The organism is Anatilimnocola floriformis (assembly GCF_024256385.1).
GTDB classification, from domain to species: domain Bacteria; phylum Planctomycetota; class Planctomycetia; order Pirellulales; family Pirellulaceae; genus Anatilimnocola; species Anatilimnocola floriformis.
Genome location: NZ_JAMLFW010000001.1, coordinates 4,309,118 through 4,334,952, shown reverse-complemented (window position 1 = coordinate 4,334,952; position 25,835 = coordinate 4,309,118). Strand labels below are relative to the sequence as shown.

Below are 25,835 nucleotides of genomic sequence, written 5' to 3'. Positions count from 1 at the left end.
TTCTCGTCCGAACTGAAAGCCTAAGCCGGGGGCGCACGAGCGCACCCGGTTTTTGGCTTTTCTTGGCCAACACTTCCGTAGCTAATACTGCAGCAACTGCGTGCGAGTTGTTCCGGAGTTTCTCTGGAATATTATGGCGGCGTCCATAATGGAACGCGTTGCTAGCATTGAGTTTCGGGCATTTTGTGGAGGGGTGGCTGATTGAAAACGCCAACGCTGGGGCGGTTGAATAGAGGTTGGAAAACGACTTCTCGATTCAAACCGGAGACCCAGCGATGGCAATTCATTTTACCGTGAGCGAACGCCAGCAGTTGGCGGCATTGGTCGCGTTGCGAGTTTCGAAGATCGCGATTGCGCGCCGGTTGCAACGTGCCCCGTCCACCATCTTTCGTGAGCTCAAACGCAATTGCGGTGACACGGGTTACCAGGCGGGCTCGGCTCAGCAACAGGCGGTGATGCGGCACACGCACCGTCATCGCAAGATGGATTCTCCGGAGGTGGCCGAGTATGTGAAGTCGCGACTGGAGCTGCGCTGGTCGCCAGATCAGATCGATGGCCGAACCAGACGGGACTTTCTCGACGACCGCCTGCGGCGGATCTCGCGGCAAACGATCTACAACTGGCTGAAGCAACCTGCAGGGAGCGAGCATCGCCAATACCTGCGTTTTTATCGGGAAAAACCGCCACTTCGGCGTCGCGTCGATCCTGCTCAGACGCTCCCCAATCGGCCCGCCATCATCGGCCGCCGCGAACGCTTCGGCGACTGGGAAGGCGACACGCTCGTCGGTCGCAAAGGCATCTCGAAACCCGTGCTCTATAGCATCGTCGAACGGGTGAGCGGTTATCTCGAACTGGCGCGTGGCGAAAACCGTGAAGCCGACACGGCCAATCGCATCCTTCGCCGTCGCCTCAATCAGTACCCACCCAACTGGCTGCAGAGCTGCACCTTCGACAACGGCGCCGAGTTCGCCAAGGTCGGCGAGCTCGAAAGCGTGTTGCAAATCGAGGTGTACCACACGCAACCCTACAAAGCCTGGCAACGTGGGACAAACGAAAACACCAACGGCCTCATTCGCCAATACTTCCCCAAAGGAACCGACTTCCAGCAAGTCAGCCAAGCGGAGCTGACCACGGCTGAAAGCCAACTCAACACCCGCCCTCGCAAACGGCTCGGCTACCAGACTCCCCAAGAACTCAAAAACAAGTACTGCTAGCCACGCAATCCATTTTGGACGCCGCCTTATAACCGTTATGAAGATTTTAGTTTGTTCTTAAGTAGTTTGCAGGTAACGTGTTACAGATAATTGAGCGCGCACGGCTATAACCTTTTATAACGACCCAATCAGGGGGGCGGCGAGAGGCTTCGCCGTTGAAGTTGCTGCTAAAACTTCCCGGTCCGCCGATACCGCAGATACGCCCTGAGCGCGATGACCGCCAGCCCCAGGAAGCACAAGAACAGGGCCCCGCACACCAGCCAACACACCGCGGCCAGGGGAGCCAGATGGAACGATCCGATCGTGATGGCAAGTAGCGCTGGCATGCGAACGATCTCCTTGTCGCTACGGAGACGATTCAAGTTTCGTGCCAGCATTCTACCTGTTCACCAGACGCTTCAGTGAGCTGTCGCTTAGATCAGCTTCATCAGGGTAATGCCATACCCTGCTTCATGCAGTTCGCTGTTCAGGTGACTCAGTAGTATCGCCAACAGAAACCACGCGACATCCAAGAGACCGCGAACGAACAGATGTACCTTGACGGTGGTTTGCTCGACCGGAGTGTAAGCGCGAAACGAGGGAATGAACTGCGGCACGCGGCTGCAGTAGGTGGCAAACGCAGCACCATGAATCTGAGCGAGGCGTCGCTCTTCGGAGCGAATGACCATGGGGTAATAGGCGAGAAAGCAAACGGCGGCGAGCAGGGGAATCGTGAACGTGCAGGTGCTGAAGGCCACACCCAGCGTGCCGATGAAACTGAACAGGTACAGCGGATTGCGACACAGCGAATAAGGGCCCGCGGTGACGAGCTCGTTGTTCTTCCGTCCGGCGATGTGAATCAAGCACCACACGCGTCCGAGGCAGCCGATGAACGTGAGCAACAACCCCACGCCAAACATCGTTTCTTCGGTGAGCTCATTCTGAGTCCAGATGCTCTCCGAAAACACTGCTAGCAGGAACACTGCGATCAAAGCGATGCGGGTGACCGCGATTCGCAATCGTTCGACAACATTTTTTTCCACATCGCGTCCTTAGATGTGCAGCGATTTGCCAGTAGCTTGCCAGCAGCAACTGCAACAGTACTTCGCCCGCGATTGATATCGCGGGCTTGCATATGGTGAACGTGCGAAGCCGAAATGCAAAGAGCGGTTTAACGAAACGTCACCTTTTTTTCGGCAATTTTGCGAAAAGGCATCGTCGCGAAATTGGCAAGCGATCGGAATGGCTCGAAAATAAACTCGAATTTATCAGCCGGTTACTGGAACCTTATTTTCGATCGGTAGGATGGCAGATAGCTGGCGTGAATATCTCCCATCTTCGTTTTGATGCTGCCTCATGACGTTTCGCATTCTATTCGTCGAAGACGATGCTGAGATCGCAACCTTTGTCTCTCAAGGTTTGCGAGAAGAAGGGCTGATGGTCGACCATGTCGCCGATGGCCATGCCGCGGCGCAGTCGTTGTCGCTATCGCATTGGGACCTCGTGATTCTCGACTGGTGGTTGCCCGGTCCCGACGGCTTGACCCTGCTGCAGCGGCTTCGCCAGTCGGGCAATCAAACGCCCGTCCTGTTTCTCACTGCCCGCGATGCAGTAGCACAGCGCGTGGAAGGGTTGAATGCCGGCGCCGATGACTATCTCTGCAAGCCATTTGCTTTCGAAGAGCTACTCGCGCGGGTGTATGCCTTGCTGCGGCGAGTTCCCGATCAAGCCCACCAGCAGTGGAAGTTCGAAGACATTCTGGTCGATCTCCGCGCCAACCGGACCGAACGTGCGGGCAAACCCTTGGGGCTCACGGCCCGCGAGCAAGCCCTGCTCTTGTTCTTCTTGCGGCATCCCACGGAAGTGTTGTCGCGCACTCGGTTGTATGAGCAAGTGTGGAATGAACGTTACGACGGGCTGTCGAACACGCTCGAAGTGCATGTGATGGAACTGCGCCGCAAGCTGGAAGCGCTCGGGCCGCGAGTCATTCATACGGTGCGCGGCCGCGGTTACATTCTCAGCGATGCGTCGCGAGGTGAGCCGGAATGAGCATCACGAATCGTCTTTCGATTTTCTTTCTGGCGGCTTTGGGAGTTGTGCTCGCGGGATTTTCAGGAGCGCTCTACGGCTTGGCGAGTTGGCACCTGCACACGCAGACCGATCGGCACCTGGCAACGGCTATGCACGCGCTGATTGCCGCTATCGAAGTGCATCCCATGGATGTGGAATGGGAACCGCTCGAACGCAAACTGCCGATTGGTTTGGATCCGGATTTGTCGGTCGTTCGCTGGTCCTTGCACGATGAAAACGGTCAGCTCGTCGACTGCTCGCCGAACATCACGCCTGCTGAGCTAGAGAAATTGCACTCGCCAGATCCTGACTGGCGAGTTTTGGTTCGTCGACTGCGGGCCGGCATGTTTGAACCAGAGGTGCTGTCGCTCAAGGACCTTTCGCCTGACATGACTTTGGCTGGCGAACTCCCAACAGATCGCACAGCACTTCGGCAGAGCTTTTTGCTGACCGTCGGACTTAGCGAGAAGCCCGACGTTGCCACGCTGCAAAACCTGGCGATGAACATGGGAGGGCTGTCGCTGTTGATCTGGTGCGGTGCGGGAGTCGCTGCCCATTGGCTCTGCCGACGGGCGCTCATGCCGATCACCAAGATGGCCGATGAAGCTCGCTCGCTGAGCAAGACGCCGGAAGCTCAGACGCTATTGCACGTTCCCGCTACGCGCGACGAAGTGGCCGATTTGGGGCAGGCGTACAACGACTTGTTGACTGCGCTGCGGCTCACGCTCGAACAGCAACGGCGCTTTGCCGGCGATGCCTCGCATCAATTGCGAACTCCCCTGGCCGCCATCCTGACGGCGGTGGAAGTGACGCTGCGACACGAGCGCAGCCGCTCTGAATATGAGACTGCGCTGAGCGCCGTGCTCCGTCGTGGTCGCGAGTTGCAAGGCATTGTCGAAGCCCTGCTGCTGCTCACCCGTTTGGAATCATCGGCGGCCATTCCCGATCAGGACGTGATCGACGTCGGCGCCTGGAGTCAGCATCGTTTGGAAACCTGGAGCACTCATCCCAGGTTTGCAGACATTCGGCTCACGGCTGCTGCGGATATAGGGACGATCACCACCCAGCCGCTGCTCCTCGCGCAGATCTTCGACAACCTGCTCGACAATGCGTTGAAATATAGCGAGCCAGGATCTCGTGTGACCGTCGCCGTCAAACGAGTTGATCGGCGAGTTTCGCTTTCTGTCACAGACTGCGGCCCAGGGATCGCGGCCGCCGAGGTCAACGAAATTTTTGCCCCGTTCTATCGCTCGCGCGATTCGCGCTGGCAGGGAAAACCGGGCGTTGGCTTGGGGCTGACGATCGCGCATCGCTTGAGCATGGCCCTGGGCGGAAAACTTGAGGTGCACAGCGAGCCCGGCAACGGCAGCTGTTTCACGCTGTCGCTACCTACGCAAAATGGTTTGGATGCAACCCACGAAGAGGGCAGCCAAAGTTGCCCTGAACCACTGGCGAGTTTGACGGTTTCGTAGAGATGTTCGCCTGCGGTATTTCGCCAGTTAGATGTGAATCGAAATTTATATTCGTGACGAAAGAACAGCCGATGACGAGTTTAACATCCCACCGCATTGTGCCGTTCCTTACGGCCCCGCCGATCTAATCCCGCCCGACCGACGAGAACCCCGCCATGCCACTTCGTGCCACAACTGTGTCTGCTAGCAGCCCAACTGCTCAGCATGCCCCGTTGTTAGCAGCAAGCTGGCTTGCAGCACTGGCCATATTGCTACTCGGCGGTTGCGCTTCGCACGGCAACTACACGCTGACCGACCGCAGTCCGGTATCGCATCAAATCGCTTGCCGCTTTGGCGAGCCGCTCGGCCCGCCGACTTGCCCGCGTGAATTGGTCTATCCCAACGGCATCACGCTCGCAGATGAACTGACCGAAGAAGAAGCCGTGATCTTGGCGCTGTGGAACAATGCAGCTCTGCTCGAATTGCTAACCGATCTCGGAGTCGCGCAGGGAGATCTGGTTCAAGCCGGCCTGCTGCCGAATCCGGAGGTCGTTTATTTCTTCCCGGTCAGCGACAAACCATACAAGTACGCGCTCGATTTTCCCGTGGAGGCTCTCTGGCTGCGACCGATTCGCGTGGCAGCGGCCGAGCGCGAAGTGGAACGGGTAACGCAGCGTCTGACGCAAGCCGGCATCGATTTGATCCGCGACACGCGGCAGGCCTATGCCGATGCGGCGCTCGCTCATGGTCGACGGTCCGTTTCGATCGATGCGGTAAAAATCCGCGGCCGAATTGCCTCGCTCGCCAAAGCTCGTCTCGATGCTGGCGATATCAACCCGCAAGAAAAAGCGACCGCCCAAATCGATGCGCATCGCGCCGAGCAGGACTTCTCTCGCACCGAGTACGACATCGGCATCGCCGAAGAGCGACTCCGCAACTTGATGGGCGTGTCGGCCGATCGAACTCCGCTGCGTTTACAAACCGCGTCGCGACTTTATCCCCCAGCGCCGGATATCGATGTGCTCGTTTCGGAAGCAACCGAAAGCCGTCCCGATGCACTCGCCGCGGCCCAGTTCTCGGCCAGCGCCGCCGAACGCCTGCGGCTCGCAAGAATCGGCTGGGTGCGGTTCCTAGGAATCTTGGATGCCACGAGCGGCGTGAACGGTCACGAGTTCGGCCCGGCCTTTCGCACCACGTTGCCGATTTTCAACTGGAATCAGGGCGGCATCTCGCGAGCTGGAGCCGAACTTGAGCGGGCAGAACGCCAACGCCAGACGGTCAACAACCAGATCATCATGGATGTGCATCAGTCGCATCTGCGTTATTCGCAAGCTCAAGCAGAATTGGAAATTCTGAATCAGCGCGTTCGGCCTGAAGTGGAAACTGCCATTCGCCGAACAGAACTCGCCTATCGCGAAGGCAACATTCCGTATGTGGTTGTGCTGCAAACGACGCAGCAGTTACTCGACAGTCGATTTCGTGAAGTGCAATTGCAAGCCGACCTGCGCCGTGCCTGGTCGGATCTGGAACGGAGCGTGGGACGTCATCTGGACGAAGTCCAAACGCTCGAGCCAGAGCTTATTCCGCCTCCAAATATCCCGGCGCAACCGCAGGACGCTCCCGCCAGTCAGCAGAAGTGAGCATGTCCATTTTGCGTAAGGGGTTGTTCGCCCTCGTGGCCGTCGTCGCCACGTTGGGCGTCGCCTGGCTGGTCGGGCAAATCCTGGCTTCGAAGCCGACGGCGAGTAAGGGAGCGGCACACCTTTCTGCCGCGAAAGTTCAGGTCGTCAAAGAAGAAGACCTGGGCCTGGTGAAGCTCGCGCCCGAAGCGCTCGCTCGGCTGGGTGTGCGCGTCGACAAGATCGAACGAAAACCAGTGAAGCGCTCGCGCGTTTACGGCGCCGAAATCGTGGTGCCGGCCGGGCGAACCATTCTTGTTTCAGCGCCATTGCCCGGTGCGTTGCAGTCTCCGCCCGATACCGCTCCACAGCCTGGCGCGCTGGTGAAAAAAGGCCAGGCCATCTTTCTGCTGAGTCCGTTTCTCTCCCCGGAAGCGGCCACCACGTTCGCTGCCGGGCGGGCCGATGCGGAAGGGCAAGTGAACAATGCGAAAACTCAAGTCACCGCTCTGAAGCTGGCCTTCGAGCGCGCCCAGAGTCTCTTCAAAAATGAAGCCGGCAGCCGCCGCAGTGTGGAAGAAGCTCAGGCGCAATTCGATGGCGCTACGCGTTCGCTCGAAGCGGCCGAGACTCGCTTGAAAGTACTGACGCAAGCCGTGGGCGATGCGGCAACAGGCCGCGCTCAGCCAATCCCGATTGAATCGCCCGATGACGGACTGCTGCGAAACATTTCTGCGTCACCGGGACAAAATGTGCCGGTCGGTGGCGCATTGTTTGAAGTGATTTCGCTGGCCCAGGTTTGGGTTCGCGTGCCAGTTTATGTCGGCGATCTCGATTTGATCGCCGCCGATGAGTCCGCCGGCATCGGCAGTCTTAACGGACAGCCCGGGCAGAAGACTTGGACTGCCGCGCCACTGCAAGCGCCGCCGACAGCCAATCCGCTGGCGGCCACGGTGGACATCTATTACACGCTGGCCAACGACAAGGCCAACTTCAAGCCAGGCCAGCGCGTTGGCGCGACGCTCGCGCTCTCGGGCACTGCCGATGCACTGACCATCCCTTGGGGAGCCGTCGTGCACGATCTGCAGGGCGATACCTGGGTCTATGTCGAAAAATCGGCCGGCGTCTACAAACGGCAACGCGTGCAAGTGAGCTACGTCGCCGACGGCGTCGCCGTTCTCGCGTCGGGGCCGCAGCCAGGAACGTCAGTGGTCACGGAAGGTGCAATCGAACTCTTTGGCGCCGAGACCGGCTTCAGCAAGTAGGACCACCCATGACCTGGCTCGTTTCCACATCGCTCAAGTTGCGCGCAGTGGTGCTTACGTTGTGCGTCGTGCTGCTGGTGTTCGGCTTTCAGTCGATCTACAAAGCGCCGCTCGATGTCTTTCCCGAGTTCGCCCCGCCGAAGGTTGAGGTGCAGACTGAAGCGCCGGGCCTATCGACGGAAGAAGTCGAAAGCCTGGTGAGCGTGCCGCTCGAGAACGCGCTCAACGGCACGCCGGGCATGAAGACCATTCGGTCGAAATCGGTCCTCGGGTTGTCTTCGATCGTGCTCTACTTTGCCGAGGGAACCGATCTGCACAAGGCGCGGCAGCACGTGCAGGAGCGCGTAACCGCCGAAACGCCGCGCCTGCCGACCGTCGCTCGTCCGCCGGTCATTCTGCATCCGCTCTCATCGCTGAGTCGCGTCCTCAAAATCGGCATGTCGTCGGAAACTTTGTCGCAGCGCGATTTGACCGAGCTCGCGATGTGGACAATCAGGCCGAAGCTGATGGCGATTCCCGGCGTGGCCAACGTGGCCGTGTGGGGGCAGCGCGACAAGCAGTTCCAAGTGCTGGTCGATCCCGATCGCCTCCGCGCGCATGGTGTGACGCTCGATCAAGTAACTCGCGCTGCTGGTGATGCGACGGTCTTGGATGCCGGCGGTTTTGTCGATACGCCGAATCAGCGGTTTGCGGTGCGGCACATTTCGCCGATTCGCGATCCGGAGGATCTGGCGCGAACCGTCGTCGATTTTCGCGCGGGCGCGCCGCTGCGGATCGGCGATGTCGCGAAAGTCATCATTGGCTCGCCACCCCCCATCGGCGATGCGATTATCAACGACGTGCCGGGAATTCTGCTGATTGTCGAAAAACAGCCTGAGGGAAACACGCTCGAAGTAACTCGCAAAATCGAAGCGGCGCTCGCCGAACTCAAGCCGGGGCTGAAGGGGGTCGAAGTCGACTCGACAATCTTTCGGCCAGCTTCTTTCATTGAGAAGGCGCTGGAGAATCTCAGCCACGCGCTGCTGGTTGGCTGCGGCTTGGTGGTGGTAATTCTCGTCATCTTCCTGTTCGATTGGCGAACGGCGGCGATCAGCCTGACGGCGATCCCGCTGTCGCTCGTAGCCGCGATTGTGATCCTGACCGGGTTCAACGTGACCATCAATACGATGGTTCTCGCCGGACTGGTCATCGCGCTGGGAGAGGTCGTCGATGATGCCATCATCGACGTCGAGAATATCGTTCGCCGCCTGCGTTTGAATCGCGCGGCCGGCTCACCACATTCCGCTTTTGAAGTCGTCCTCCAGGCTTCACTCGAAGTTCGCAGCGCAGTGGTTTATGCCAGTCTGATCGTAACGCTCGTTTTCCTGCCCATCTTCTTTCTGGATGGCGTGGCCGGTTCCTTCTTCCGGCCGTTGGCTCTCGCGTACGTCCTGTCGATCATGGCTTCGCTGCTCGTGGCCTTGGTGGTCACGCCTTGTATGTCTTATGTATTGCTGGCCGGGCAGTCGCATGTTCGCGAGGAAGCGCCGTTTGCCAAATGGCTGCGCAAAGGGTACGCGGCAATCCTGCCGGCTCTCGTGAGCAATCCAATCGCTGTTGTCGGTACGCTGGCTGCGGTCTTTGTGCTGACGCTTGCTGCGTCGACACGATTGGGCCAGGAGTTCTTGCCCGATTTTCAAGAGACGGATTTCTTGATGCACTTCCTCGAACGTCCCGGTACGTCGATTGAAGCGATGGATCGGATCACGATTCGCGCGAGCAAGGAACTGCGGGCCATTCCAGGTGTGCGCAACTTCGGTTCGCACATCGGCCGCGCGGAAGTCGCCGATGAAGTGGTCGGCCCCAACTTCACCGAGCTCTGGATCAGCATCGATCCCGACGTCGATTATCCGAGCACGCTCGCCAAGATTCAGAGCGCGATGGAAGGCTACCCAGGTATGTACTGCGATGTGCAGACGTATCTCAAGGAGCGAAGCAAGGAAGTGTTGACGGGAACGAGCGCGAGTATTGTTGTGCGGCTCTTTGGTCCGGAGATGGAGAAACTTCGTTCCAAGGCCAAGGAAGTGGAAGGCGTGATGAGCGAGGTGGCCGGCGTGACCAATCTCAAAGTAGAGCCGCAGGTCCTCGTGCCGCAGATTCAGCTGCAGCTGAAGCCCGATGCCGCCGAGCGCTTTGGTTTGACGGCGGGGCATGTCCGCCGGGCTACGACCACACTGTTGAAGGGCACGAAGGTTGGCGAAATTTACGAAGGGCAGAAACGCTACGCGGTGATGGTGTGGGGCGAACCGCAACTGCGGACCGATCTTACGGCGCTGCGTGGCTTGCTGATCGACACGCCGTCAGGAGCTCAGATTCGCCTTGGCGATGTCGCCGATATTTCGATCGTCCCCATGCCGAATGAAATCAAGCGCGAGGCCGCCTCGCGGCGGCTCGACATTCTCTGCAACGTGCAAGGCCGCGACCTGGGTTCCGTGGCTGCCGAAATCGAAAGCAAAGTGCGCGGCCTGTCGTTCGATCGCGAATATCACCCTGAGTTTCTCGGCGAGTTTGCCGCCCGGCAAGAGTCGAGCCGGCGTCTGTGGTTCTATTCGGCCCTGTCGTTCCTAGGCATCGTGCTGATTTTGTACGTCGATTTTCAATCGTGGCGACTGACGGGCATCGTGATGCTGACGATCACGTTCGCCCTGACCGGCGGCGTGTTCGGCGTGCTGCTGACGACGGGTATCGTCTCGCTTGGTTCGATGGTCGGCTTTGTCACAGTGCTCGGCATCGCCGCCCGCAACGGCATCATGATGATCAGCCACTACAAGCACTTGCAGGAACACGAGGGAGAACCGTTCGGTGTTCACCTCGTGCTGCGCGGCGCTGAAGAACGTCTCGTGCCGATCCTGATGACAGCTCTCACGACGGGCCTGGCGCTGCTGCCGCTCATCCTCGCCGGCGGCAAGCCAGGGAATGAGATCGAGTATCCGCTGGCCGTGGTGATTCTCGGCGGACTCATTACGTCCACCATTCTCAACCTGTGCCTCGTCCCTGCGCTGTACCTGCTGTTGGGGAGTCAGACGACTACGAACGCAGTTGATCCGCGGACTTAACGCTGCAACTGGATCGGCGGCAGCGCGTTGTCGCCCGATTTGACGGCAGCCTTCGCAACCGGTTGCTGAGGATTGCGATAGCGGCCGTTGAGTTGATCTTCGCCTTCAAAGGTGTCGTCCATCACCTTTGTGACTTTGGGAAAGAAGCAAGTGATCGGATATTCGCCGGCTTCCTTCACGGTTAAGTGAAACGTGCCGTCGTCGCCCGATCGCCCGGAACCTGCCGGTTCACCGTTGACGGTGTGCAGCACGACATACACGCCTGGCGTGGGCATGTTGTTGACGAGAACCGAGCCCGTAACGGTACAAGGAGCAGGCGCGGAGCAGCCGACGGTCAAGACAGTCAGCACGATCGCGCCCCATTGAAGAGCGCGAATCATTCCGGGATTTCCTCACCGCTGTCTCGGCTGGCCATGAACATCAGGGCTTTCACCGAGAGGCTGTTGGAAAGATGCCGCACGCTGCCGTCGCCCATCGCGACATTGGCACCGCCCGGATGAAAGCCGAAAATGCCTTGCGAGTTGTTGCAGTTGATGGCGCAGTCGGTGCCCGACGGCGTGCCGCCCGTGGGGTACGTGGCTGCAGTGTAGTTGGGATAGCCTTGCAGCATGAAGGCACACCAGCCCAACCAAGGTCCCCAGGAACCAGGCTGATCCAAGCTCAGATCGGTGGCTGGCATCGGCATGCCGACACCCTTCACGTAGTGTTTGTCGTAACCGGCGTGCTCCATCGTGATGAACGTATTCGATAGGCCGTCGGTGCACATCGCCATACGCGGAGGACTTCCCACGAGAATCGGCGAAGGGGACGGATTCGTTGTGCCCAGCAAGTTATAGGTTGCGGTGCTCAGGGCGTGATTGACCCAATAGTCGTTTCCCCAACTGGTGAGTTCGGCGCCGCTCCCAGGATCGGTCAGCACCGCGCCGTAGGAACTGCCCGTGGAACTCGAGCCGCGCAGTTTGATCGGCGTTTGATTGGGGTTCGAAGGGCAGATGACAAACTTCATCCGCGTATTGCTGAGCGCCTGGTTCGAGGGATCGGCATTGCCGGCCGGCACCATGTTGAACTTGCTTACCAGATTCCCTTGCTCGAGATACGGCAGCAGGGCAAAGAGATGGCCGAACTTCGGCGACGAACCAGCTCGCGCCATCGGCAAGCACAAGTTAGTGTCGTTGTAGTTGTGAAAGGCGAGGGCAATTTGCCGGATGCTGTTGCTGCATTGCGTGCGGCGCGCCGCTTCACGGGCGGCCTGCACTGCGGGAAGAAGAAGTGCCACCAGCACTCCGATGATCGCGATCACCACCAACAACTCAACCAACGTGAAGCCGCGTCGCCCCTTGGAAGCGCCGCAACGAACATGCGAACTCAGCATCAAACCAATCCCCTCCGCAAACAGTGAACGACCACTGGAACCAAAGGTGAAGTAGCAGATGCACGTTGCGTACCTTAACGAAGTCGCAATATTTGCCCGAAATTCGATAAAGTCTGCGGCGTTCGCACGGAAGCGTGTCGGCTTGATCGACGGCAGTGTCGCTGCTGTCGACATTGTGGCCGTTTGTTCGTTTAGCGAGCGCGATTAGCCGGCGATTGAAAAGCCGACATACTTCCCGGTCGCCGGCCGGCTCTGCGTAGGCGCGCTGACAATATTTCCCGCCATCGAATCGGCGATGTCTTCGAGCAGTTGCCTTACATGGTCTTCCAGGCCTTCCGCAACCAAATGCACTCGGCCGTCGGGCAGATTGCGGACGAAACCGGTCACCGGGTAGCGCCGCGCGAGATGCTGAGCGTTCGCTCGAAAGCCCACCCCCTGCACCCGTCCGGCGTAATAGACTTCATACTGTTTCATGATTGCAGATCGCTGTCCTTCAATGTTTGATGCTTCGATTCAGACATTGTAAACGCGGAACGGCTAAGAACGGAACCAACTCATGTCATCGACTTTTCGTTGTTTCTACGTCGAGAAAAATGCCGCCGGCAACGTGACGCGCGGGGTGTGCGAGTTGCCACGGGAAAAGTTGCCACCCGGCGAAGTCCTCGTCCGCGTTGAGTATTCGTCGCTCAACTACAAAGACGCGCTCGCCGCGGGTGGCCATCCGGGAGTTGTGCGTAGTCTGCCGCATATCCCGGGGATCGATGCCGCCGGCGTTGTAGAAGAGAGTTCGTCGCCGAAACTTCAACCTGGCCAGCGCGTGGTGATCACGGGTTATGACTTGGGCGCGGGACACTGGGGCGGTTGGTCGGAGTATGTCCGCATTCCTGCCGATTGGATTGTGCCGCTGCCGGCCGGTTTGTCGCTGGAAGACACGATGATCCTCGGCACGGCAGGCTTCACCGCGGCGCAATGCGTCCTCGCGCTCGAAACCAATGGCATCGGCCCCGCTGCCGGCGAAGTGGTCGTTACCGGCGCGACCGGTGGTGTTGGTTCGCTGGCCGTGAAGTTGCTCGCGCAACTTGGTTACCACGTTGTTGCCGTGACTGGCAAATCGCAACTCGCGCCGCAGTTGCATGCCTGGGGGGCGAAGCAGGTGATCGGCCGCGACGAAGTGCTGAATACGAGCACCAAGCCGCTACTTTCGAGCCGCTGGGCCGCCGCGGTCGATACCGTTGGCGGGCAAACGCTCACGACAATAATTCGCCAAACCAAAGACTACGGCGTCGTCGCCGCGTGCGGTCTCGTCGGCGGCAGCGAATTGCCTCTCACGGTTCATCCCTTTTTGCTGCGCGGTGTGATTCTCGCCGGCATCGCCTCGGCAGCGCTGCCCTACGACCGCCGCTTGGGAATTTGGGAACGCCTCTGCGGGCCTTGGAAGATCAATGGTCTTTCGATCCTCGCCACCGAAGTGCCGCTGACAGGCGTCGAAGAAAAGGTGCAGCAAATTTTGAAGGGAGAGATCATCGGGCGGACCGTGGTGAAATTGTAGTTACAAATCGTTCACGAACACCGGCTCGCTTTGTTGCTGACTGCGGAATAGACGTCAATCAGCGCCTACAGGCCCGTTCGCCGTCCGATTGCAAACCGGGCCGGTCTGCCCCATAATCGCCCGCTCGATGGCATCGCATATTCGTACGCTGGCAGGCTCATACTGATGAAGATTCACGAGTTTCAGGGTAAGGAATTGTTTCGCAAGGCCGGCGTGGCCGTGCTCAAGGGGCAGGTCGCTCGCACGCCGGAAGAAGCGGCGGCGGCGTTCACCGCGCTCGGCGGTCCGATCGCCGTGGTGAAGGCCCAGATCCATGCTGGCGGCCGCGGCAAAGGCACGACCAAGGAAAACTCCGCTCAGCGCGGCGTGCAACTGGTTAAGTCGGCCGAAGAAGCCGCCACCGTGGCTCGCAACCTGATCGGCAAAACGCTGGTCACGATCCAAACGGGCGACGAAGGCAAAGTCGTCAATCAGGTCTTCGTCGAAGAAGGCTGCAAGATCGCCCGCGAGTTGTACCTGGGCATTCTGCTCGACCGGGCCGCTGCCAAGCCGGTGCTGATGGTGTCGACCGCAGGCGGCATGGATATCGAAAAGGTCGCGCACGAAACGCCCGAACTGATTCACAAAGTCCACTTCGATCCGCACGCCGGGCTGTACCCCTATCAAGCTCGCGAACTCTGTTATCACCTCGGGCTGAAGGGCTCGAGTGTCGGCAGCGCAGAAAAGTTCTTTCGCGCCCTCTGCAAGCTCTACGTGCAACTCGACTGCAGCATGGTCGAAGTCAATCCGCTGGTCGTCACCGAAGCGGGCGACCTGGTCGCTCTCGACGCCAAGGTCGCTTTCGACGACAACGCAATGTTCCGTCACAAGGACTTGCTCGAACTCCGCGATCTGACCGAAGAAGATCCCGCCGAAGTTCGTGCCAGCAACACCGGCTTGTCGTACGTGAAGCTCGACGGCAGCATCGGTTGCTTGGTGAATGGCGCCGGTCTGGCCATGTCGACGATGGACATCATCAAGCTGCACGGCGGTGAACCGGCCAACTTCCTTGACGTGGGTGGTGGTGCTAACGAAGCACAAGTCACCGAAGCCTTCCGCATCATTCTGTCGGATCCCAATGTGAAGGGCATTCTGGTCAATATCTTCGGCGGTATCGCCAAGTGCTCGACCATTGCCAACGCCATCGTCGCCGCGAGCAAAGCTGTCGGCTTCACCGTGCCGTTGGTCGTCCGGCTCGAAGGGACCGAAGTGGAAGAAGGCAAGCGAATCCTCCGCGAAAGCGGCGTGAAGCTGATCGCTGCCGACGGCTTAACCGATGCGGCGAAGAAGATCGTCGAAGCCGCGAAGAGCGCCTAACCAATGCCATTGCAGATTTCAGATTGCAGATTGCAGATTTGAAATCAAAGGCAATGAATCACGTATTTCAATCTGCAATCTGACATCTTCAATCTGCAATTCCCATGAGCATTCTGATCAACAAAAACACCAAGGTCATTTGCCAAGGCATCACAGGCAAAGCCGGGGCGTTTCATACCAAGGGCTGCAAAGAGTACAGCAACACCATGGTCGGCGGCGTGACGCCCGGCAAGGGTGGCGAAACAGTCGAAGGTTTGCCCGTCTTTGATACGGTCGTCGAAGCCGTCGAAAAGACTGGTGCCAATGCGACGATGATTTTCGTGCCAGCCGCCTTCACGGCTGATGCGATTCTCGAAGCGCTCGATGCCGGGATCAAAGTGATCGCCGCCATCACCGAAGGTGTGCCGGTGCTCGACATGGTTCGCGTGTACGAACTCATCCGGCGCAGCGATGCGGTGCTCATCGGGCCGAACTGCCCGGGCCTCATCACTCCCGGCGAATGCAAGATCGGCATCATGCCGGGCTACATTCACAAGCCGGGCAAGATCGGCATCATGAGCCGCAGCGGTACGCTCACTTATGAAGCGGTGTGGCAAACGACGAACCTGGGCCTCGGCCAATCGACGTGCGTCGGCCTCGGCGGCGATCCGATCGTCGGCACCAACTACATCGATCTCTTCAAGCGGTTCCAGGAAGATCCGCAGACCGAAGCGATCTTGATGATGGGTGAAATCGGCGGCACGGCCGAAGAAGAAGCCGCCGCCTTCGTTAAGGAGCACGTCACCAAGCCGGTCGCTGCGTTCATCGCCGGCCGTACTGCTCCGCCAGGTCGTCGCATGGGTCACGCCGGCGCGATCATCAGCGGCGGCAAGGGAACGGCAGCCGAAAAGGTTGCTGCCCTGAAAGATGCCGGCATCGAAATCGCCGACTCGCCCGCCACGATGGGTGAAGCAGTCGCCCGCGCCATCCAGAATCGCAAGAAGAAATAGCTACTTGCCTCAATCGCCACCGGGCTCGCCCCGGTGGTTCACCGGCTTATGCACTGACCAGCTAAAGCGCGCAAAATCTTTCAATCGCGCGCACAATCTTCAGCCGTTGCGCATCGTATTTCTATTCGATGCGCTCTTTGACAATTCAGCTTTCTTTGCGGCAGAGTGGCGACTAAGCCCCGCGGAGTGAAGTCTTCGGCGCGTGGCCATTTTTGCCTGCAACCGCCCCAGCAGGACCACCATTGGCGCCTTCTTCAACTTCGGCATCGCCCGAGAAGAACGGCACGTTGTCGATTTCTTCGGCGGCCATCATGGTGGCGACACGTTGCAGCGTGGCTAGAATCTGCGTCGCTTCCCACGGCTGCAATCGCTTCATCTCGGTGCGGAACTGATCGCGGAGGAGCGACGGCGCTTCGTTCGAGAGCCGGCGGCCTTCCTCCGAAAGTTGCAGCGAAAAACTGCGGCGATCATTTTCATCGCGAGCCCGGGTAATCAGTCCCCGTTGCTCCAGTCGCTTCAAAATGCCAGCGATCGTCTGGGGACTGACATGCAACTGCTCGGCGAGGTGGCCGGGCGTCGCTAGCGGTGTTTTTTCCAACTCGCGCAGGGCGCCAAGTTGCGGCGAAGTCAGGCCATATTCCTGCCAAAGATAGCGAGAATAGCTTTCAACAGCCTGAGAAATGCGCCGGATGGCTACGATAACTTCATCATCAAGGTTGGGAGGCAGCGGGCTGACCACGAGTAAATCCAATTGCCGAAGTGGAAGCAGGACCAGGATTTGCGCGAATGACTGGGAGAAAATCAAGCGCGCAGGATCGGGCTAGGGATTGTCTTCAGCGCACGCAGCCCTAGGGCTGCGCGTGCGCAGACGAATTTGCCGCTGGTACGCGGTGCTGCACGTACGCAGTTTGTCTCAATACTATCTAACCGAGAGACTTGCCCCGGGTGTCGCGAAATTTTGGCTGTGACCCAACAATTTTGGCACGCCAGCGTCAGGCAATCAGATAACCGCCATCCACGGGCAAAATTGCCCCTGTAATAAAGGACGCCTGGGGCGAACAAAGAAATAGTGCAGCCGGCGCAACTTCTTCGGCCCGGCCCCAACGGCCCAGCGGCGTTCTGTCTAGTATTTTTTGCGAGCGAATAGGGTCTTTTTGTAAGGGTTCGGTTAGCTTGGTCGCAATCCAACCGGGAGCGAGCGCGTTCACGCGAATGCCATCGGCAGCCCAGGCAATGGCGAGCGACTTTGTCAGTTGCGCAATGCCTCCCTTGCTCGCGCTATAAGCCGGCGCGGGGCCGCTGCCGAAAAAACTGAGCATGCTGGCGATGTTCAACACGCAACCCCTTGTCTCGCGCAGCAACGGTAAACAGGCGGCGCACATTCGCATCGCGCCGTTGAGATTCACATCGATGACGCGCTCGAAATGTTCCGGCCCATGCTCTTTCCCGCGCGCGATCATACCGGCGGCATTGATGAGAACGTCGAGTCGCCGCTGCTGGCCGATGAGCCGCTCGATGGCTTGGGCAGCGGTGACGTCGAGCACGTGGGCTTCGATATTTTCGCGCACCTGCGGCGCGACCGAACCGTTGAACTCATCAACTTCCTGCGAGGTCACTCCCGTAATCAGCACGTGATAACCGTCAGCGGCAAACGCGTGAGCAATGGCTTGGCCGATGCCGCTCGTGCCGCCGGTGATCAAAGCGACGCGTCGATCTTGCGAGGGATTTTCATTCATGGTTTTTGTTCGGCCGTCGGTCCGACGGAGCGGGCAGATTCGCTATAATCGCCTCGATTGGCATCTGGTTTCGGCACATTCTATCGAATTGGAACTCGCGCGCATGTTCGACAAGCCCGCTCTCATGGATTTGGTTCGCCAGCAAGCTTTGCAGGTCGGCGATTTCACATTGGCCTCGGGAAAGAAATCGCACTACTACCTCGACTGCCGCAAAATCACGCTCGATTCCTGGGGCGCCAACCTGATCGCCGATGGCATGCTCGAATTGCTCGGCGATCCTCTTCCCGCTGCCGTCGGCGGCATGGCCATCGGCGCCGATCCCATCACTGGCGCCATCATCACCGTCGCCGGTCGCCAAGGCAAACGAATCAAGGGCTTCATCGTCCGCAAAGAAGCCAAGGCTCACGGCACGGGCCGTGATGTCGAAGGGCCTGTCGCGCCCGGTGAAGAAGTGGTCATCGTCGAAGACGTCGTCACCACCGGCGGCAGCTCGCTCGCCGCCATCGACAAAGCCGAAGCCTTCGGTTTGAAAATCCGCGGCGTGCTGGCGATCATCGACCGTCTGGAAGGTGGTCGCGAAACTTTGGCTGCGCGTGGCTATTCGCTGCAGACTTTGCTGACGATTCGCGACTTTGGGCTGGAGCCGGTGAAATAGGTTTGGAGCTGCTCTCGTAGCAAACTACAATCCGGTTTACAACTCAATTTTGGAGGAACGCTGAGATGGTTTCGATCAAGGACTTCGGCATCGACAAACTACCGGAAGAACAGCGCCGCGAATTGGCCAATCAGTTGTGGGATAGCTTGCGCAAGGCCGACTCACCCTCTCCATCTGAAGAACAATGGGATGCAGAGACCGCGCGGCGAGATGCTGAATTGGAAGCTCATCCAGAAAGAGCCCTCTCGCACGAGGAATTTTGGGACCGCCTCGAGGGACGGAAATGAGCGTCTCTCTGGAATATCACGCTGCCGTGCTGCCAGAAGTTGAACTTATCAAAATATCTTATGAGGAGAATCGCGTCGGCCTCGGAGCGGAGTTTTTGGCTGAGCTGATGAAATTTCTCCTGGCGATCGCGGATAATCCCCGGCGATTCGCCGTCGTTAAGCGGCAAGAGCGTATTGCTCGAATGTTTCAGTTTCCCTATTTAATTCGCTTTCGAATACTAAAAGATGGCCGCATTCGTATTCTTAGCGTGATTCACTCGGCGAGAGTTGCCGGTGATTGGACTAGACGCAGATAGGCATCCATTGCAAAAAGGTAGCCACATGAGCACGACTCGCCGTAGTTTTCTCCAAGCCTCCGCCGCGTTCGCGGCTGGTGTCGCGACTCAAAATTATTTGAGCGCTGCCCAATCTGTTCCCGCCAAAGAAGACGCAGCGCTCACCTTCGGCCTCGTCACCTACATGTGGGCCGCCGATTGGGATGTGCCGACGCTGGTGGCCAATTGCAAGAAGACGGGCGTGCTGGGCGTCGAGTTGCGGACGACGCACGCTCACAAGGTCGAACCGGCTTTGAACGAACAGCAGCGGAGCGACGTGCAGTCGCGCTTTGCTGATGCTGGTATCACGATCGTGGGGATCGGCAGCAACGAACGCTACGACGATCCGGATCCGGCCAAGGTGAAGAAAGCCATCGAAGACACCAAGGATTTCATTCGCCTCAGCCACGACATCGGCGGCAGCGGCGTGAAAGTGAAGCCCGATTCGTTTCACAAAGACGTGCCGAAGGAAAAGACCATCGAGCAAATCGGCAAGGCGCTGAACGAGCTCGGCGAGTATGCCGCCGGCTTTGGTCAGCAGATTCGCTTGGAAGTACACGGCCAATGCCAGGAACTGCCGACGATCAAGGCGATCATGGATGTGGCCACCGACGAGAATGTCTTCGTCTGCTGGAACTGCAACAAAGCCGATCTCGGCGGCGACGGCCTCGAGCATAATTTCAAACTCGTGAACAAGCGGTTTGGTTCGACGGTGCACATTCACGAGCTCGAATCGAAAGAGTATCCGCATCAGGAGCTCTTCAAGATGCTCGTCGACAGCGGCTACGTCGGTTGGCTGCTGCTCGAAGCGGCGAGCAAACCGGAAGATCGCGTGGCTGCGCTCGCAGAGCAGAAAAAGCTGTTCGATGCGATGGTCGCAAAGGCGAAGGCTTAGACCTTCATGTCCACCATCTCTCGTGTCTTTGCTCGCGAAGTCCTCGATAGTCGCGGCAAACCTACCGTCGAAGCCGAAGTCCATCTCTCGAGCGGCGCGATGGGTTCCGCCATTGTGCCGTCCGGCGCGAGCACGGGAACGGCCGAAGCGTGCGAGCTGCGCGATGGCGATCCGAATCGCTACGACGGCCAAGGTGTGCTGCAAGCTGTGCGGAATGTGAATGAAATCATTGCGCCGGCGCTCTCTGGTCAGCGAGTCGATCAGCAGGCCGAGATCGACGGACTGATGATTGAACTCGACGGCACGCCGAACAAATCGAAGCTCGGCGCGAATGCCATACTCTCCGTTTCGCTCGCGGTCGCTCAAGCCGCCGCGCTTTCGAATCGCGAGCCGTTGTTCGTTTATCTCGAACGGCAGTTTCGCGAGTATCAAGAAGTCGTTCTGCCGATCATGCCCGCGCTGAAGCGACTCAAGTGCGATGTGGAGAAGTGGAGCACCTGGCTGACGAGAGTCGAGTCGGTTGTCAGCGCAAACCACCAGGCTCGCATGCCGTTGCCGATGACGAACATGATCTCCGGCGGCAAGCACGCTGGCGGCAATCTCGATTTTCAGGACATCCTGATTCAACCCAACGGCGCTCCCGACTATCGCACCGGACTTGAATGGATCGTGCGAATTTATCGGCGTCTGGGCGAGCTGCTGAACAAAGCTGGCTATGAGGGCTATCTCGTCGGCGACGAAGGCGGCTACGGCCCGCGACTGCCGGGGAATCGCGAAGCAGTCGAGTTTGTCGTGCGTGCGATTGAAGCGGCAGGCCTGCAGCCGCGCGAGCAAGTGACCATTGCCATCGATGTCGCGTCGACTCATTTTTATCGCGACGGCCTCTATCATCTGGCCGCCGAAAAAGGGCGGAAGCTGTCGAGCAGTGAGATGATCTCGCGACTGGAAGAATGGGTCGATGAGTTCCCTATCACCAGCATCGAAGACGGCTTGGCGGAAGAGGATTGGAGCGGTTGGACGGAACTAACCTCAAAACTCGGCAGCCGTTGCCATCTGGTGGGCGATGATCTTTTTGCGACCAACTACGACCGCATCGGACAGGGCATCGTGCAGCACGCGGGCAACGCGGTGCTTATCAAGATGAATCAGATCGGCACGCTGACCGAAACGCTGATTGCGGTAGATCTGGCCAAGCGGGCCGGGTTCGCAACGGTTGTCAGTGCCCGCAGCGGCGAGAGTGAAGACACGTTCATGAGCGACCTCGCCGTGGCGGTTGCCGCTGATCGCATCAAGGTTGGTTCGATTGCTCGCAGCGAACGGCTGGCGAAGTACAACCGTTTGCTGCGGATTGAAGAGCAGTTGAAGTAAGAGGTTACTTGAGCAGCTCGAGCAATCGCCGAGTTGCGAGTTCCGCGAACGCCGCGTCATTGATGTGGTGATCGACTTCGACAATCGGTACTTGGCCCGCCATCGCATGCAGACCGAAGCGAAGTTGTTCGCGGGCCTGTGGATCGTCGAACGCTTTGCCGGCAGTATCGAGGGCAGAAACGCCGCGCAGCGGCAGGAGGATTTCGACAGGCCCAGTCGCAGCCGCTGCTTTGCGGGCGATTTGCTCGCCGAGGAGGCGGCACTCTTCTGGCGTGGTGCGCATCAGCGTGACGTTGGCGTTGTGCTGATAGAACAGACGTTCGGCGAATTCGGCGGGAACTGTTTCCCGCGGGCCGAAGTTGACCATGTCGAGCGCGCCGACGGAGATGACTTGCGGAATGCCCTTTTCGCCGGCCGCGGTCAAGCGAGTTGGCCCCGCCGAGAGAATGCCGCCGACGAGTTCATCGGCGAGCTCGGTGGTAGTGATGTCGAGCACGCCAGCCACCAGGCCGTCGCGGATGAGCGATTCCATGGCTTCGCCGCCGTTGCCGGTGGCGTGAAAGATGAGGACTTCGTAGCCGGCGTCTTCGAGAATCTTGCGCGCGTGCTGCACGCAAGGCGTTGTCACGCCGAACATCGTCGCGGCGATCAGCGGTCGATCGCTCGTTTCTTGAACAGACGCCGCGAAGCGAACCATGCCGGCGATTGCGGCCGCGGCTTCATTCAGAATTTGGCGACTGAGGCGGTTAATCCCGGCGATATCGACCACCGAGTTCAGCATCACGATGTCTTTGTCGCGCACGTACGGCCGGACATTGCCCGACGCGAGTGTGCTGACCATCACCTTCGGCACGCCGATCGGCAGCGCGCGCATCGCAGCGGTGCCGATGGTTGTTCCCGCCGAACCGCCGAGCGCGATCACACCGGTGACCTTACCCACCTGAAAAGCAGAGCGGACAATTGCCTCGGCCCCACGTGCGGCGGCGGCGATGGCAGCGCCGCGATCATTTTGCTGCTGAAGTTCGCTGAGCGACGCGCCGCCGGCAGCGAACAGTTGTTCGCGCGAGATCGTGGCCGCGACGGTTGGTTCGCCGAGGCAACCGGTATCGACTAGTTCGACCGTCAGGCCCAGTTCACGCAATCGGCGAGCGACGAAATCGGCTTCAGGGCCTTTGGTGTCGAGGGTGGCGAAGAGGTAGATCGTCACTTTATCATCTCCTTGCATCTACCCCGCTTCAGGCCCTTGTAAGAGCATACAAGGGGTTTGAAGCGGGTACAAACTTTCACCTGCGGCGCGAAGAACGCAGAGTTATAGTGAGTGACGGGATCCATCGAGCCTCTGCCCCTCACCCTAGCGCTCTCCCCTGAGTACAGGGCGAGCGAACATGACGCAGCTAAAGCTGCTCAAAGCCTTGAACAAACCCACACCACCGCCGAATAACTCTTGGCCGCGGTGGTCGCTGCGCTGGACCGATCAAGGCGTGGCCGGTGTGGTTTTGCTTGCGGCGCTGACGCTTCTCGGCTGGCATTGGTGGCGACACGAACTGCAGCGGCATCGGCTGATCGATGTCGATCGCACCGCCATCGTCGTGGCGAAATTTCAGATCGACATCAACGCGGCTGACTGGCCCGAGTTCGCGCTGCTGCCGGGCGTTGGCGAAGTCCTCGCGAAACGGATTGTTGCCGATCGCGAAGAGCGCGGGCCATTCAAAGATTGGAATGGCCTGCGGAGAGTACGCGGCATCGGCCCGAAAACGTTTGAAGGGATCAAGCCCTATCTGCTGCCGATGGCTGATTTGAATGCCACGGCAGGGCCATAGTTTACTACCTATCTCTCGTGCAGTTCCGGCCTATGCGTGCTTCTTAGAAACCGCATCCTTCACCGCAGCCTTGGCTTCTTCTTTGGCGGATTTTTCAGTGGGCGTTGCCGGAGCCTTGGTCGGCGGATGAGGAGCCGGAGCAGTCAACAGAATGGTCACGGCGCCCAGGATCACCAGGAGCATGCCGACGAAAAAGAACGGACTGACCTGGCCGAGCGTTTTGTTGAGATACATGCCTGTCGCCACGCTGATGACCGGTGCCACGCCGAAGACCAGCGGCATGACTTGAACAGGCGTGCCGTTGTTGAGGGCCATGATGAGAGCAAAAGCACCGAGCGCACCGACCGTACCGCCAGCGAAACTCCAGATGATGCCCTTGGTGGTCCAGCCAGCCATAATGCCGGCGCCCTTTTCGACGCCCATAAATTGAATCATCAGATAGGGTGCGAGCACGGCGATGATGAAATAGGCCAAGCCGACGCACAGGAACGGCCGCATGCGGCCGAGCGGTTTCTTTTGGGCAGGATTGCTGGGATCCTGAGCCACGTAGGTTCCCATGTAGGTCGAACCCTTGTGCAAAACCGGGCCATACGTGCCCCAGAACAAAGCGGTGACAAGGGCGAAGGTGCCAGCCAGGATGATGTTACCGGAGCCCATGAGCTTCAAACTCCAATCGCGGAAAATGGTGAGGTGGGAATGAACATCTTAGTCCGGCGATCTGTTCTGGGTCAGGGCATATGCTCCACTTTCTACGCTCGCTGCCTTCTTTCCTTTCGTTGCTTTTTCGTTTGCGAACCCGCCCCTGATCGGCAACAGTAGAGCTCCCTGGATTTTGCACCTGAATAAGAAAGCAGCTAGTAAGTGATTTTTCAGAAGTGCTGGTTGTCGCTGGTGATGGCGGTTCTGGTCACCGGAGTTTCGTTAGCCGACGAAGGAATACGAATTGATTGCAGTTCACGACTCGGCAAGTTCAAGCCGCTGCATGGCGTGAACGGCGGGCCGCTGAATTTCGGCGAGACGATCGACATCACACCGGCGTGGCGAGCGGCGGGCTTTCCGCTCACGCGGTTGCACGATTGCGAATGGCCTAGCGGGCGGATTGCGGACGTTCATTCGCTGTTTCCCGATCTGCGGGCTGATCCAGCCGATCCGAAGAACTATCGGTTTGCGGAAACCGACGCTTATCTCAAAGCCATCGCTGCTGCCGGCTCGCACGTGGTGTTTCGCCTCGGCGAGAGCATTGAGCATTCGCAAACGAAGATTTGGGTAAATCCGCCAGCCGATTTTGAACGCTGGGCCGCGGCTTGCTGCGGCATCGTGCGTTACTACGAAGCCCGCAGCGGGAAGGATGGTTTTCCCAAGATCGATTACTGGGAGATTTGGAACGAGCCCGAGAATCAGCCAGTGATGTGGACCGGCACGAACGAGCAGTTCTATGAACTGTTTGCCGTGACCGCGAAGGCGCTGCGGAAGGAGTTTCCGCATCTGAAAATCGGCGGTCCATCGTTAGGCGCTACGGGCGAAATGAAGGATGGCAAATTCTTGCCGAACAAGTTTTTGCAAGGCTTTATGGCGAAGTGCCAGACCGAGAAACTGCCGCTGGATTTCTTTTCCTGGCACACATATGCCGACAATCCGGCGAAGTACGCGGCCAAGTCGCGCGGCATTCGCACGTGGCTCGATGAGCAGGGATATGGCCAGAGCGAGATCCATTTGAACGAATGGAACTACCTGCCAGACAACGATTGGTCGGCGAACTTCAAACAAACGGCGCCGGCCAAGCGGGCCCGTTGGTTCGAACGGCAGGGTGGCATCGAGGGAGCTGCTTTCGCTGCTTATGCACTGCTCGACCTGCAGGATTGTCCGATCGATCAAGCCAATTTTTATGCCGGCGACACCGGGACTTTTGGTTTGTTCACTCGCTTCGGTGAGCCGAAGAAGAACTACTTTGCCTTTCAAGCCTTTCAGCGGTTGCTCGCTACGCCGAACCGCGTGGGTGTGAAAGGCGGAATAGCTGGAAAGGTGATTGCCGGCGCTGGGCTGAATGACGCAGCCGATGAACTGCAGATTCTGGTTGCCAACTTCAGCGGCGGTGAGCAGAAGCTGACCGTTCGGAACTTCCCGTGGGAGGGTAAAACGCGGATCGAAAACTGGCGGATCACCGCGCTTCACGACTTCTTCGAAGAGCCCCCTCACATCGCAGAGGGCGATTCGATCGAAGGTAAGATCTCTGCCGGGCCGGGCGTGGGATTGTTGCGCCTGCGACCGGCGAAATGACGAACCTAAGATTTTTTCTCGGCAGCGATCTTTCGATCACGCGCAGCAACCAGCGCCGTGATCTCCGGATTGTCAGGGCGGATCTCGAAAGGTCCCACGTTCAGGCCCGGATGCTTCGAAATGAGCTCGACCGCCTGCTTCATGTCGCGGGCTTCGAGAAACAGCAGCCCGCCGATGTATTCCTTGGTCTCGGCAAACGGCCCATCGACGGGCGTCGGCTTGCCATCGCGGAGGTGAAGCGTCACAGCTTCGTTCGCCGGTTGCAGGGCCATGCCGCCGACAAAGTGACCGCCGCGACGAAGTTCATCGTCGTATTCAAAGCAACGATCCATGATCGTGGCCTTCTCGGAGTCCGGCAGGGCGTCGAACATCGCTTGGTCCCAACAGCCGAGGCAAACAAATCGCATGGGTAAGTTCCTGGAATAGGTTCTTGATGGCTTTGGATTATGGTCGATTGAAACCCGGGCAAAATCGACAACGCTCGCCAGTTTTTTGTTGGAAAGTATCGTTAAGGGCCCCTGTCC

At 58.8% G+C, this 25,835-nt stretch carries 25 protein-coding genes; 16 read left to right on the top strand and 9 right to left on the bottom strand.

Features of this window, described 5'->3' with window-relative positions:
- Window positions 1-275 precede the first annotated feature (275 nt).
- Window positions 276-1,214, top strand: coding sequence for an IS30 family transposase (locus tag M9Q49_RS16840; protein WP_254508056.1), 939 nt, complete (start codon window positions 276-278; stop codon window positions 1,212-1,214).
- 413 nt (window positions 1,215-1,627) lie between these two features.
- On the opposite strand, the gene M9Q49_RS16835 is transcribed toward M9Q49_RS16840, so the two are convergent.
- Entirely contained in the window at window positions 1,628-2,236 is a 609-nt protein-coding gene (locus M9Q49_RS16835) for a methyltransferase family protein (protein WP_254509969.1), read from the bottom strand.
- Between the two features lie 313 nt (window positions 2,237-2,549).
- On the opposite strand from M9Q49_RS16835, the gene M9Q49_RS16830 reads away from it, so the two are divergent.
- The 5 genes from M9Q49_RS16830 to M9Q49_RS16810 all read left to right on the top strand — a co-directional run bounded on the left by M9Q49_RS16830 (window position 2,550) and on the right by M9Q49_RS16810 (window position 10,693).
- Entirely contained in the window at window positions 2,550-3,242 is a 693-nt protein-coding gene (locus tag M9Q49_RS16830) for a response regulator transcription factor (RefSeq protein ID WP_254509968.1), read from the top strand.
- A complete protein-coding gene (locus M9Q49_RS16825) occupies window positions 3,239-4,735 on the top strand; it encodes a sensor histidine kinase (protein ID WP_254509967.1) in 1,497 nt (498 codons plus the stop codon). The genes M9Q49_RS16830 and M9Q49_RS16825 overlap by 4 nt, the downstream gene beginning before the upstream one ends.
- A gap of 212 nt (window positions 4,736-4,947) precedes the next feature.
- Window positions 4,948-6,354 carry a TolC family protein gene (locus tag M9Q49_RS16820; protein WP_254509966.1) on the top strand — a complete coding sequence of 469 codons (1,407 nt, stop codon included), beginning with the start codon at window positions 4,948-4,950 and terminating at the stop codon, window positions 6,352-6,354.
- A 2-nt stretch (window positions 6,355-6,356) separates the two neighbouring features.
- Window positions 6,357-7,598, top strand: coding sequence for an efflux RND transporter periplasmic adaptor subunit (locus M9Q49_RS16815; RefSeq protein WP_254509965.1), 1,242 nt, complete (start codon window positions 6,357-6,359; stop codon window positions 7,596-7,598).
- Between the two features lie 8 nt (window positions 7,599-7,606).
- Window positions 7,607-10,693, top strand: coding sequence for an efflux RND transporter permease subunit (locus M9Q49_RS16810; RefSeq protein WP_254509964.1), 3,087 nt, complete (start codon window positions 7,607-7,609; stop codon window positions 10,691-10,693).
- On the opposite strand, the gene M9Q49_RS16805 is transcribed toward M9Q49_RS16810, so the two are convergent.
- The 3 genes from M9Q49_RS16805 to M9Q49_RS16795 all read right to left on the bottom strand — a co-directional run bounded on the left by M9Q49_RS16805 (window position 10,690) and on the right by M9Q49_RS16795 (window position 12,539).
- On the bottom strand, window positions 10,690-11,073 hold the full coding sequence (locus tag M9Q49_RS16805) for a hypothetical protein (protein WP_254509963.1): 384 nt from the start codon (window positions 11,071-11,073) through the stop codon (window positions 10,690-10,692). The genes M9Q49_RS16810 and M9Q49_RS16805 overlap by 4 nt on opposite strands.
- Window positions 11,070-12,065 carry a DUF1559 domain-containing protein gene (locus M9Q49_RS16800; protein ID WP_254509962.1) on the bottom strand — a complete coding sequence of 332 codons (996 nt, stop codon included), beginning with the start codon at window positions 12,063-12,065 and terminating at the stop codon, window positions 11,070-11,072. The genes M9Q49_RS16805 and M9Q49_RS16800 overlap by 4 nt, the downstream gene beginning before the upstream one ends.
- A gap of 204 nt (window positions 12,066-12,269) precedes the next feature.
- Complete coding sequence (locus M9Q49_RS16795; RefSeq protein ID WP_254509961.1) at window positions 12,270-12,539, bottom strand: acylphosphatase; 270 nt, start codon at window positions 12,537-12,539, stop codon at window positions 12,270-12,272.
- 82 nt (window positions 12,540-12,621) lie between these two features.
- On the opposite strand from M9Q49_RS16795, the gene M9Q49_RS16790 reads away from it, so the two are divergent.
- The 3 genes from M9Q49_RS16790 (at window position 12,622) to sucD (ending at window position 15,959) form a co-directional block, all read left to right on the top strand.
- Entirely contained in the window at window positions 12,622-13,614 is a 993-nt protein-coding gene (locus M9Q49_RS16790; RefSeq protein WP_254509960.1) for an acrylyl-CoA reductase family protein, read from the top strand.
- A 165-nt stretch (window positions 13,615-13,779) separates the two neighbouring features.
- Window positions 13,780-14,970: an ADP-forming succinate--CoA ligase subunit beta gene (gene sucC, locus M9Q49_RS16785; protein ID WP_254509959.1), complete on the top strand. Its 1,191-nt coding sequence runs from the start codon at window positions 13,780-13,782 to the stop codon at window positions 14,968-14,970.
- A gap of 104 nt (window positions 14,971-15,074) precedes the next feature.
- On the top strand, window positions 15,075-15,959 hold the full coding sequence (sucD, locus tag M9Q49_RS16780; protein ID WP_254509958.1) for a succinate--CoA ligase subunit alpha: 885 nt from the start codon (window positions 15,075-15,077) through the stop codon (window positions 15,957-15,959).
- Between the two features lie 172 nt (window positions 15,960-16,131).
- On the opposite strand, the gene M9Q49_RS16775 is transcribed toward sucD, so the two are convergent.
- Both M9Q49_RS16775 and M9Q49_RS16770 read right to left on the bottom strand, forming a co-directional pair.
- Complete coding sequence (locus M9Q49_RS16775; protein ID WP_254509957.1) at window positions 16,132-16,698, bottom strand: MarR family winged helix-turn-helix transcriptional regulator; 567 nt, start codon at window positions 16,696-16,698, stop codon at window positions 16,132-16,134.
- Between the two features lie 253 nt (window positions 16,699-16,951).
- The gene (locus M9Q49_RS16770; protein WP_254509956.1) at window positions 16,952-17,695 is read right to left on the bottom strand and encodes an SDR family NAD(P)-dependent oxidoreductase; all 744 of its coding nucleotides are present in this window, start codon (window positions 17,693-17,695) and stop codon (window positions 16,952-16,954) included.
- 103 nt (window positions 17,696-17,798) lie between these two features.
- On the opposite strand from M9Q49_RS16770, the gene pyrE reads away from it, so the two are divergent.
- The 5 genes from pyrE (at window position 17,799) to eno (ending at window position 21,214) form a co-directional block, all read left to right on the top strand.
- Window positions 17,799-18,350, top strand: coding sequence for an orotate phosphoribosyltransferase (gene pyrE, locus M9Q49_RS16765; RefSeq protein ID WP_254509955.1), 552 nt, complete (start codon window positions 17,799-17,801; stop codon window positions 18,348-18,350).
- Between the two features lie 65 nt (window positions 18,351-18,415).
- On the top strand, window positions 18,416-18,637 hold the full coding sequence (locus M9Q49_RS16760; RefSeq protein ID WP_254509954.1) for an addiction module protein: 222 nt from the start codon (window positions 18,416-18,418) through the stop codon (window positions 18,635-18,637).
- On the top strand, window positions 18,634-18,933 hold the full coding sequence (locus M9Q49_RS16755) for a type II toxin-antitoxin system RelE/ParE family toxin (RefSeq protein WP_254509953.1): 300 nt from the start codon (window positions 18,634-18,636) through the stop codon (window positions 18,931-18,933). Before M9Q49_RS16760 ends, M9Q49_RS16755 begins: the two co-directional genes overlap by 4 nt.
- Before the next feature lie 25 nt (window positions 18,934-18,958).
- The gene (locus tag M9Q49_RS16750) at window positions 18,959-19,846 is read left to right on the top strand and encodes a sugar phosphate isomerase/epimerase family protein (RefSeq protein WP_254509952.1); all 888 of its coding nucleotides are present in this window, start codon (window positions 18,959-18,961) and stop codon (window positions 19,844-19,846) included.
- A 6-nt stretch (window positions 19,847-19,852) separates the two neighbouring features.
- Window positions 19,853-21,214, top strand: a complete 1,362-nt coding sequence (eno, locus tag M9Q49_RS35770) for a phosphopyruvate hydratase (protein WP_315861180.1) — start codon at window positions 19,853-19,855, stop codon at window positions 21,212-21,214.
- A gap of 4 nt (window positions 21,215-21,218) precedes the next feature.
- Here eno and M9Q49_RS16735 read toward each other — a convergent pair whose 3' ends face one another.
- Window positions 21,219-22,421: a Tm-1-like ATP-binding domain-containing protein gene (locus M9Q49_RS16735; protein ID WP_254509951.1), complete on the bottom strand. Its 1,203-nt coding sequence runs from the start codon at window positions 22,419-22,421 to the stop codon at window positions 21,219-21,221.
- Between the two features lie 178 nt (window positions 22,422-22,599).
- Here M9Q49_RS16735 and M9Q49_RS16730 point away from each other — a divergent pair, with 178 nt between their 5' ends.
- Window positions 22,600-23,034: a ComEA family DNA-binding protein gene (locus M9Q49_RS16730; protein WP_254509950.1), complete on the top strand. Its 435-nt coding sequence runs from the start codon at window positions 22,600-22,602 to the stop codon at window positions 23,032-23,034.
- 30 nt (window positions 23,035-23,064) lie between these two features.
- Here M9Q49_RS16730 and M9Q49_RS16725 read toward each other — a convergent pair whose 3' ends face one another.
- A complete protein-coding gene (locus M9Q49_RS16725) occupies window positions 23,065-23,691 on the bottom strand; it encodes a hypothetical protein (RefSeq protein ID WP_254509949.1) in 627 nt (208 codons plus the stop codon).
- A gap of 204 nt (window positions 23,692-23,895) precedes the next feature.
- Here M9Q49_RS16725 and M9Q49_RS16720 point away from each other — a divergent pair, with 204 nt between their 5' ends.
- Complete coding sequence (locus M9Q49_RS16720; RefSeq protein WP_254509948.1) at window positions 23,896-25,311, top strand: GH39 family glycosyl hydrolase; 1,416 nt, start codon at window positions 23,896-23,898, stop codon at window positions 25,309-25,311.
- 5 nt (window positions 25,312-25,316) lie between these two features.
- On the opposite strand, the gene M9Q49_RS16715 is transcribed toward M9Q49_RS16720, so the two are convergent.
- On the bottom strand, window positions 25,317-25,718 hold the full coding sequence (locus M9Q49_RS16715) for a YciI family protein (protein WP_254509947.1): 402 nt from the start codon (window positions 25,716-25,718) through the stop codon (window positions 25,317-25,319).
- Window positions 25,719-25,835: the final 117 nt, after the last annotated feature.

Bases quoted from the DNA above. Each gene is read 5' to 3' on its own strand.
- M9Q49_RS16840 (WP_254508056.1), top strand. From the start codon at position 276: ATGGCAATTCATTTTACCGTGAGCGAACGCCAGCAGTTGGCGGCATTG.
- M9Q49_RS16830 (WP_254509968.1), top strand. From the start codon at position 2,550: ATGACGTTTCGCATTCTATTCGTCGAAGACGATGCTGAGATCGCAACC.
- M9Q49_RS16825 (WP_254509967.1), top strand. From the start codon at position 3,239: ATGAGCATCACGAATCGTCTTTCGATTTTCTTTCTGGCGGCTTTGGGA.
- M9Q49_RS16815 (WP_254509965.1), top strand. From the start codon at position 6,357: ATGTCCATTTTGCGTAAGGGGTTGTTCGCCCTCGTGGCCGTCGTCGCC.
- M9Q49_RS16810 (WP_254509964.1), top strand. From the start codon at position 7,607: ATGACCTGGCTCGTTTCCACATCGCTCAAGTTGCGCGCAGTGGTGCTT.
- M9Q49_RS16805 (WP_254509963.1), bottom strand. From the start codon at position 11,073: ATGATTCGCGCTCTTCAATGGGGCGCGATCGTGCTGACTGTCTTGACC.
- M9Q49_RS16800 (WP_254509962.1), bottom strand. From the start codon at position 12,065: ATGCTGAGTTCGCATGTTCGTTGCGGCGCTTCCAAGGGGCGACGCGGC.
- M9Q49_RS16795 (WP_254509961.1), bottom strand. From the start codon at position 12,539: ATGAAACAGTATGAAGTCTATTACGCCGGACGGGTGCAGGGGGTGGGC.
- M9Q49_RS16790 (WP_254509960.1), top strand. From the start codon at position 12,622: ATGTCATCGACTTTTCGTTGTTTCTACGTCGAGAAAAATGCCGCCGGC.
- sucC (WP_254509959.1), top strand. From the start codon at position 13,780: ATGAAGATTCACGAGTTTCAGGGTAAGGAATTGTTTCGCAAGGCCGGC.
- sucD (WP_254509958.1), top strand. From the start codon at position 15,075: ATGAGCATTCTGATCAACAAAAACACCAAGGTCATTTGCCAAGGCATC.
- M9Q49_RS16770 (WP_254509956.1), bottom strand. From the start codon at position 17,695: ATGAATGAAAATCCCTCGCAAGATCGACGCGTCGCTTTGATCACCGGC.
- pyrE (WP_254509955.1), top strand. From the start codon at position 17,799: ATGTTCGACAAGCCCGCTCTCATGGATTTGGTTCGCCAGCAAGCTTTG.
- M9Q49_RS16760 (WP_254509954.1), top strand. From the start codon at position 18,416: ATGGTTTCGATCAAGGACTTCGGCATCGACAAACTACCGGAAGAACAG.
- M9Q49_RS16755 (WP_254509953.1), top strand. From the start codon at position 18,634: ATGAGCGTCTCTCTGGAATATCACGCTGCCGTGCTGCCAGAAGTTGAA.
- M9Q49_RS16750 (WP_254509952.1), top strand. From the start codon at position 18,959: ATGAGCACGACTCGCCGTAGTTTTCTCCAAGCCTCCGCCGCGTTCGCG.
- eno (WP_315861180.1), top strand. From the start codon at position 19,853: ATGTCCACCATCTCTCGTGTCTTTGCTCGCGAAGTCCTCGATAGTCGC.
- M9Q49_RS16730 (WP_254509950.1), top strand. From the start codon at position 22,600: ATGACGCAGCTAAAGCTGCTCAAAGCCTTGAACAAACCCACACCACCG.
- M9Q49_RS16725 (WP_254509949.1), bottom strand. From the start codon at position 23,691: ATGGGCTCCGGTAACATCATCCTGGCTGGCACCTTCGCCCTTGTCACC.
- M9Q49_RS16715 (WP_254509947.1), bottom strand. From the start codon at position 25,718: ATGCGATTTGTTTGCCTCGGCTGTTGGGACCAAGCGATGTTCGACGCC.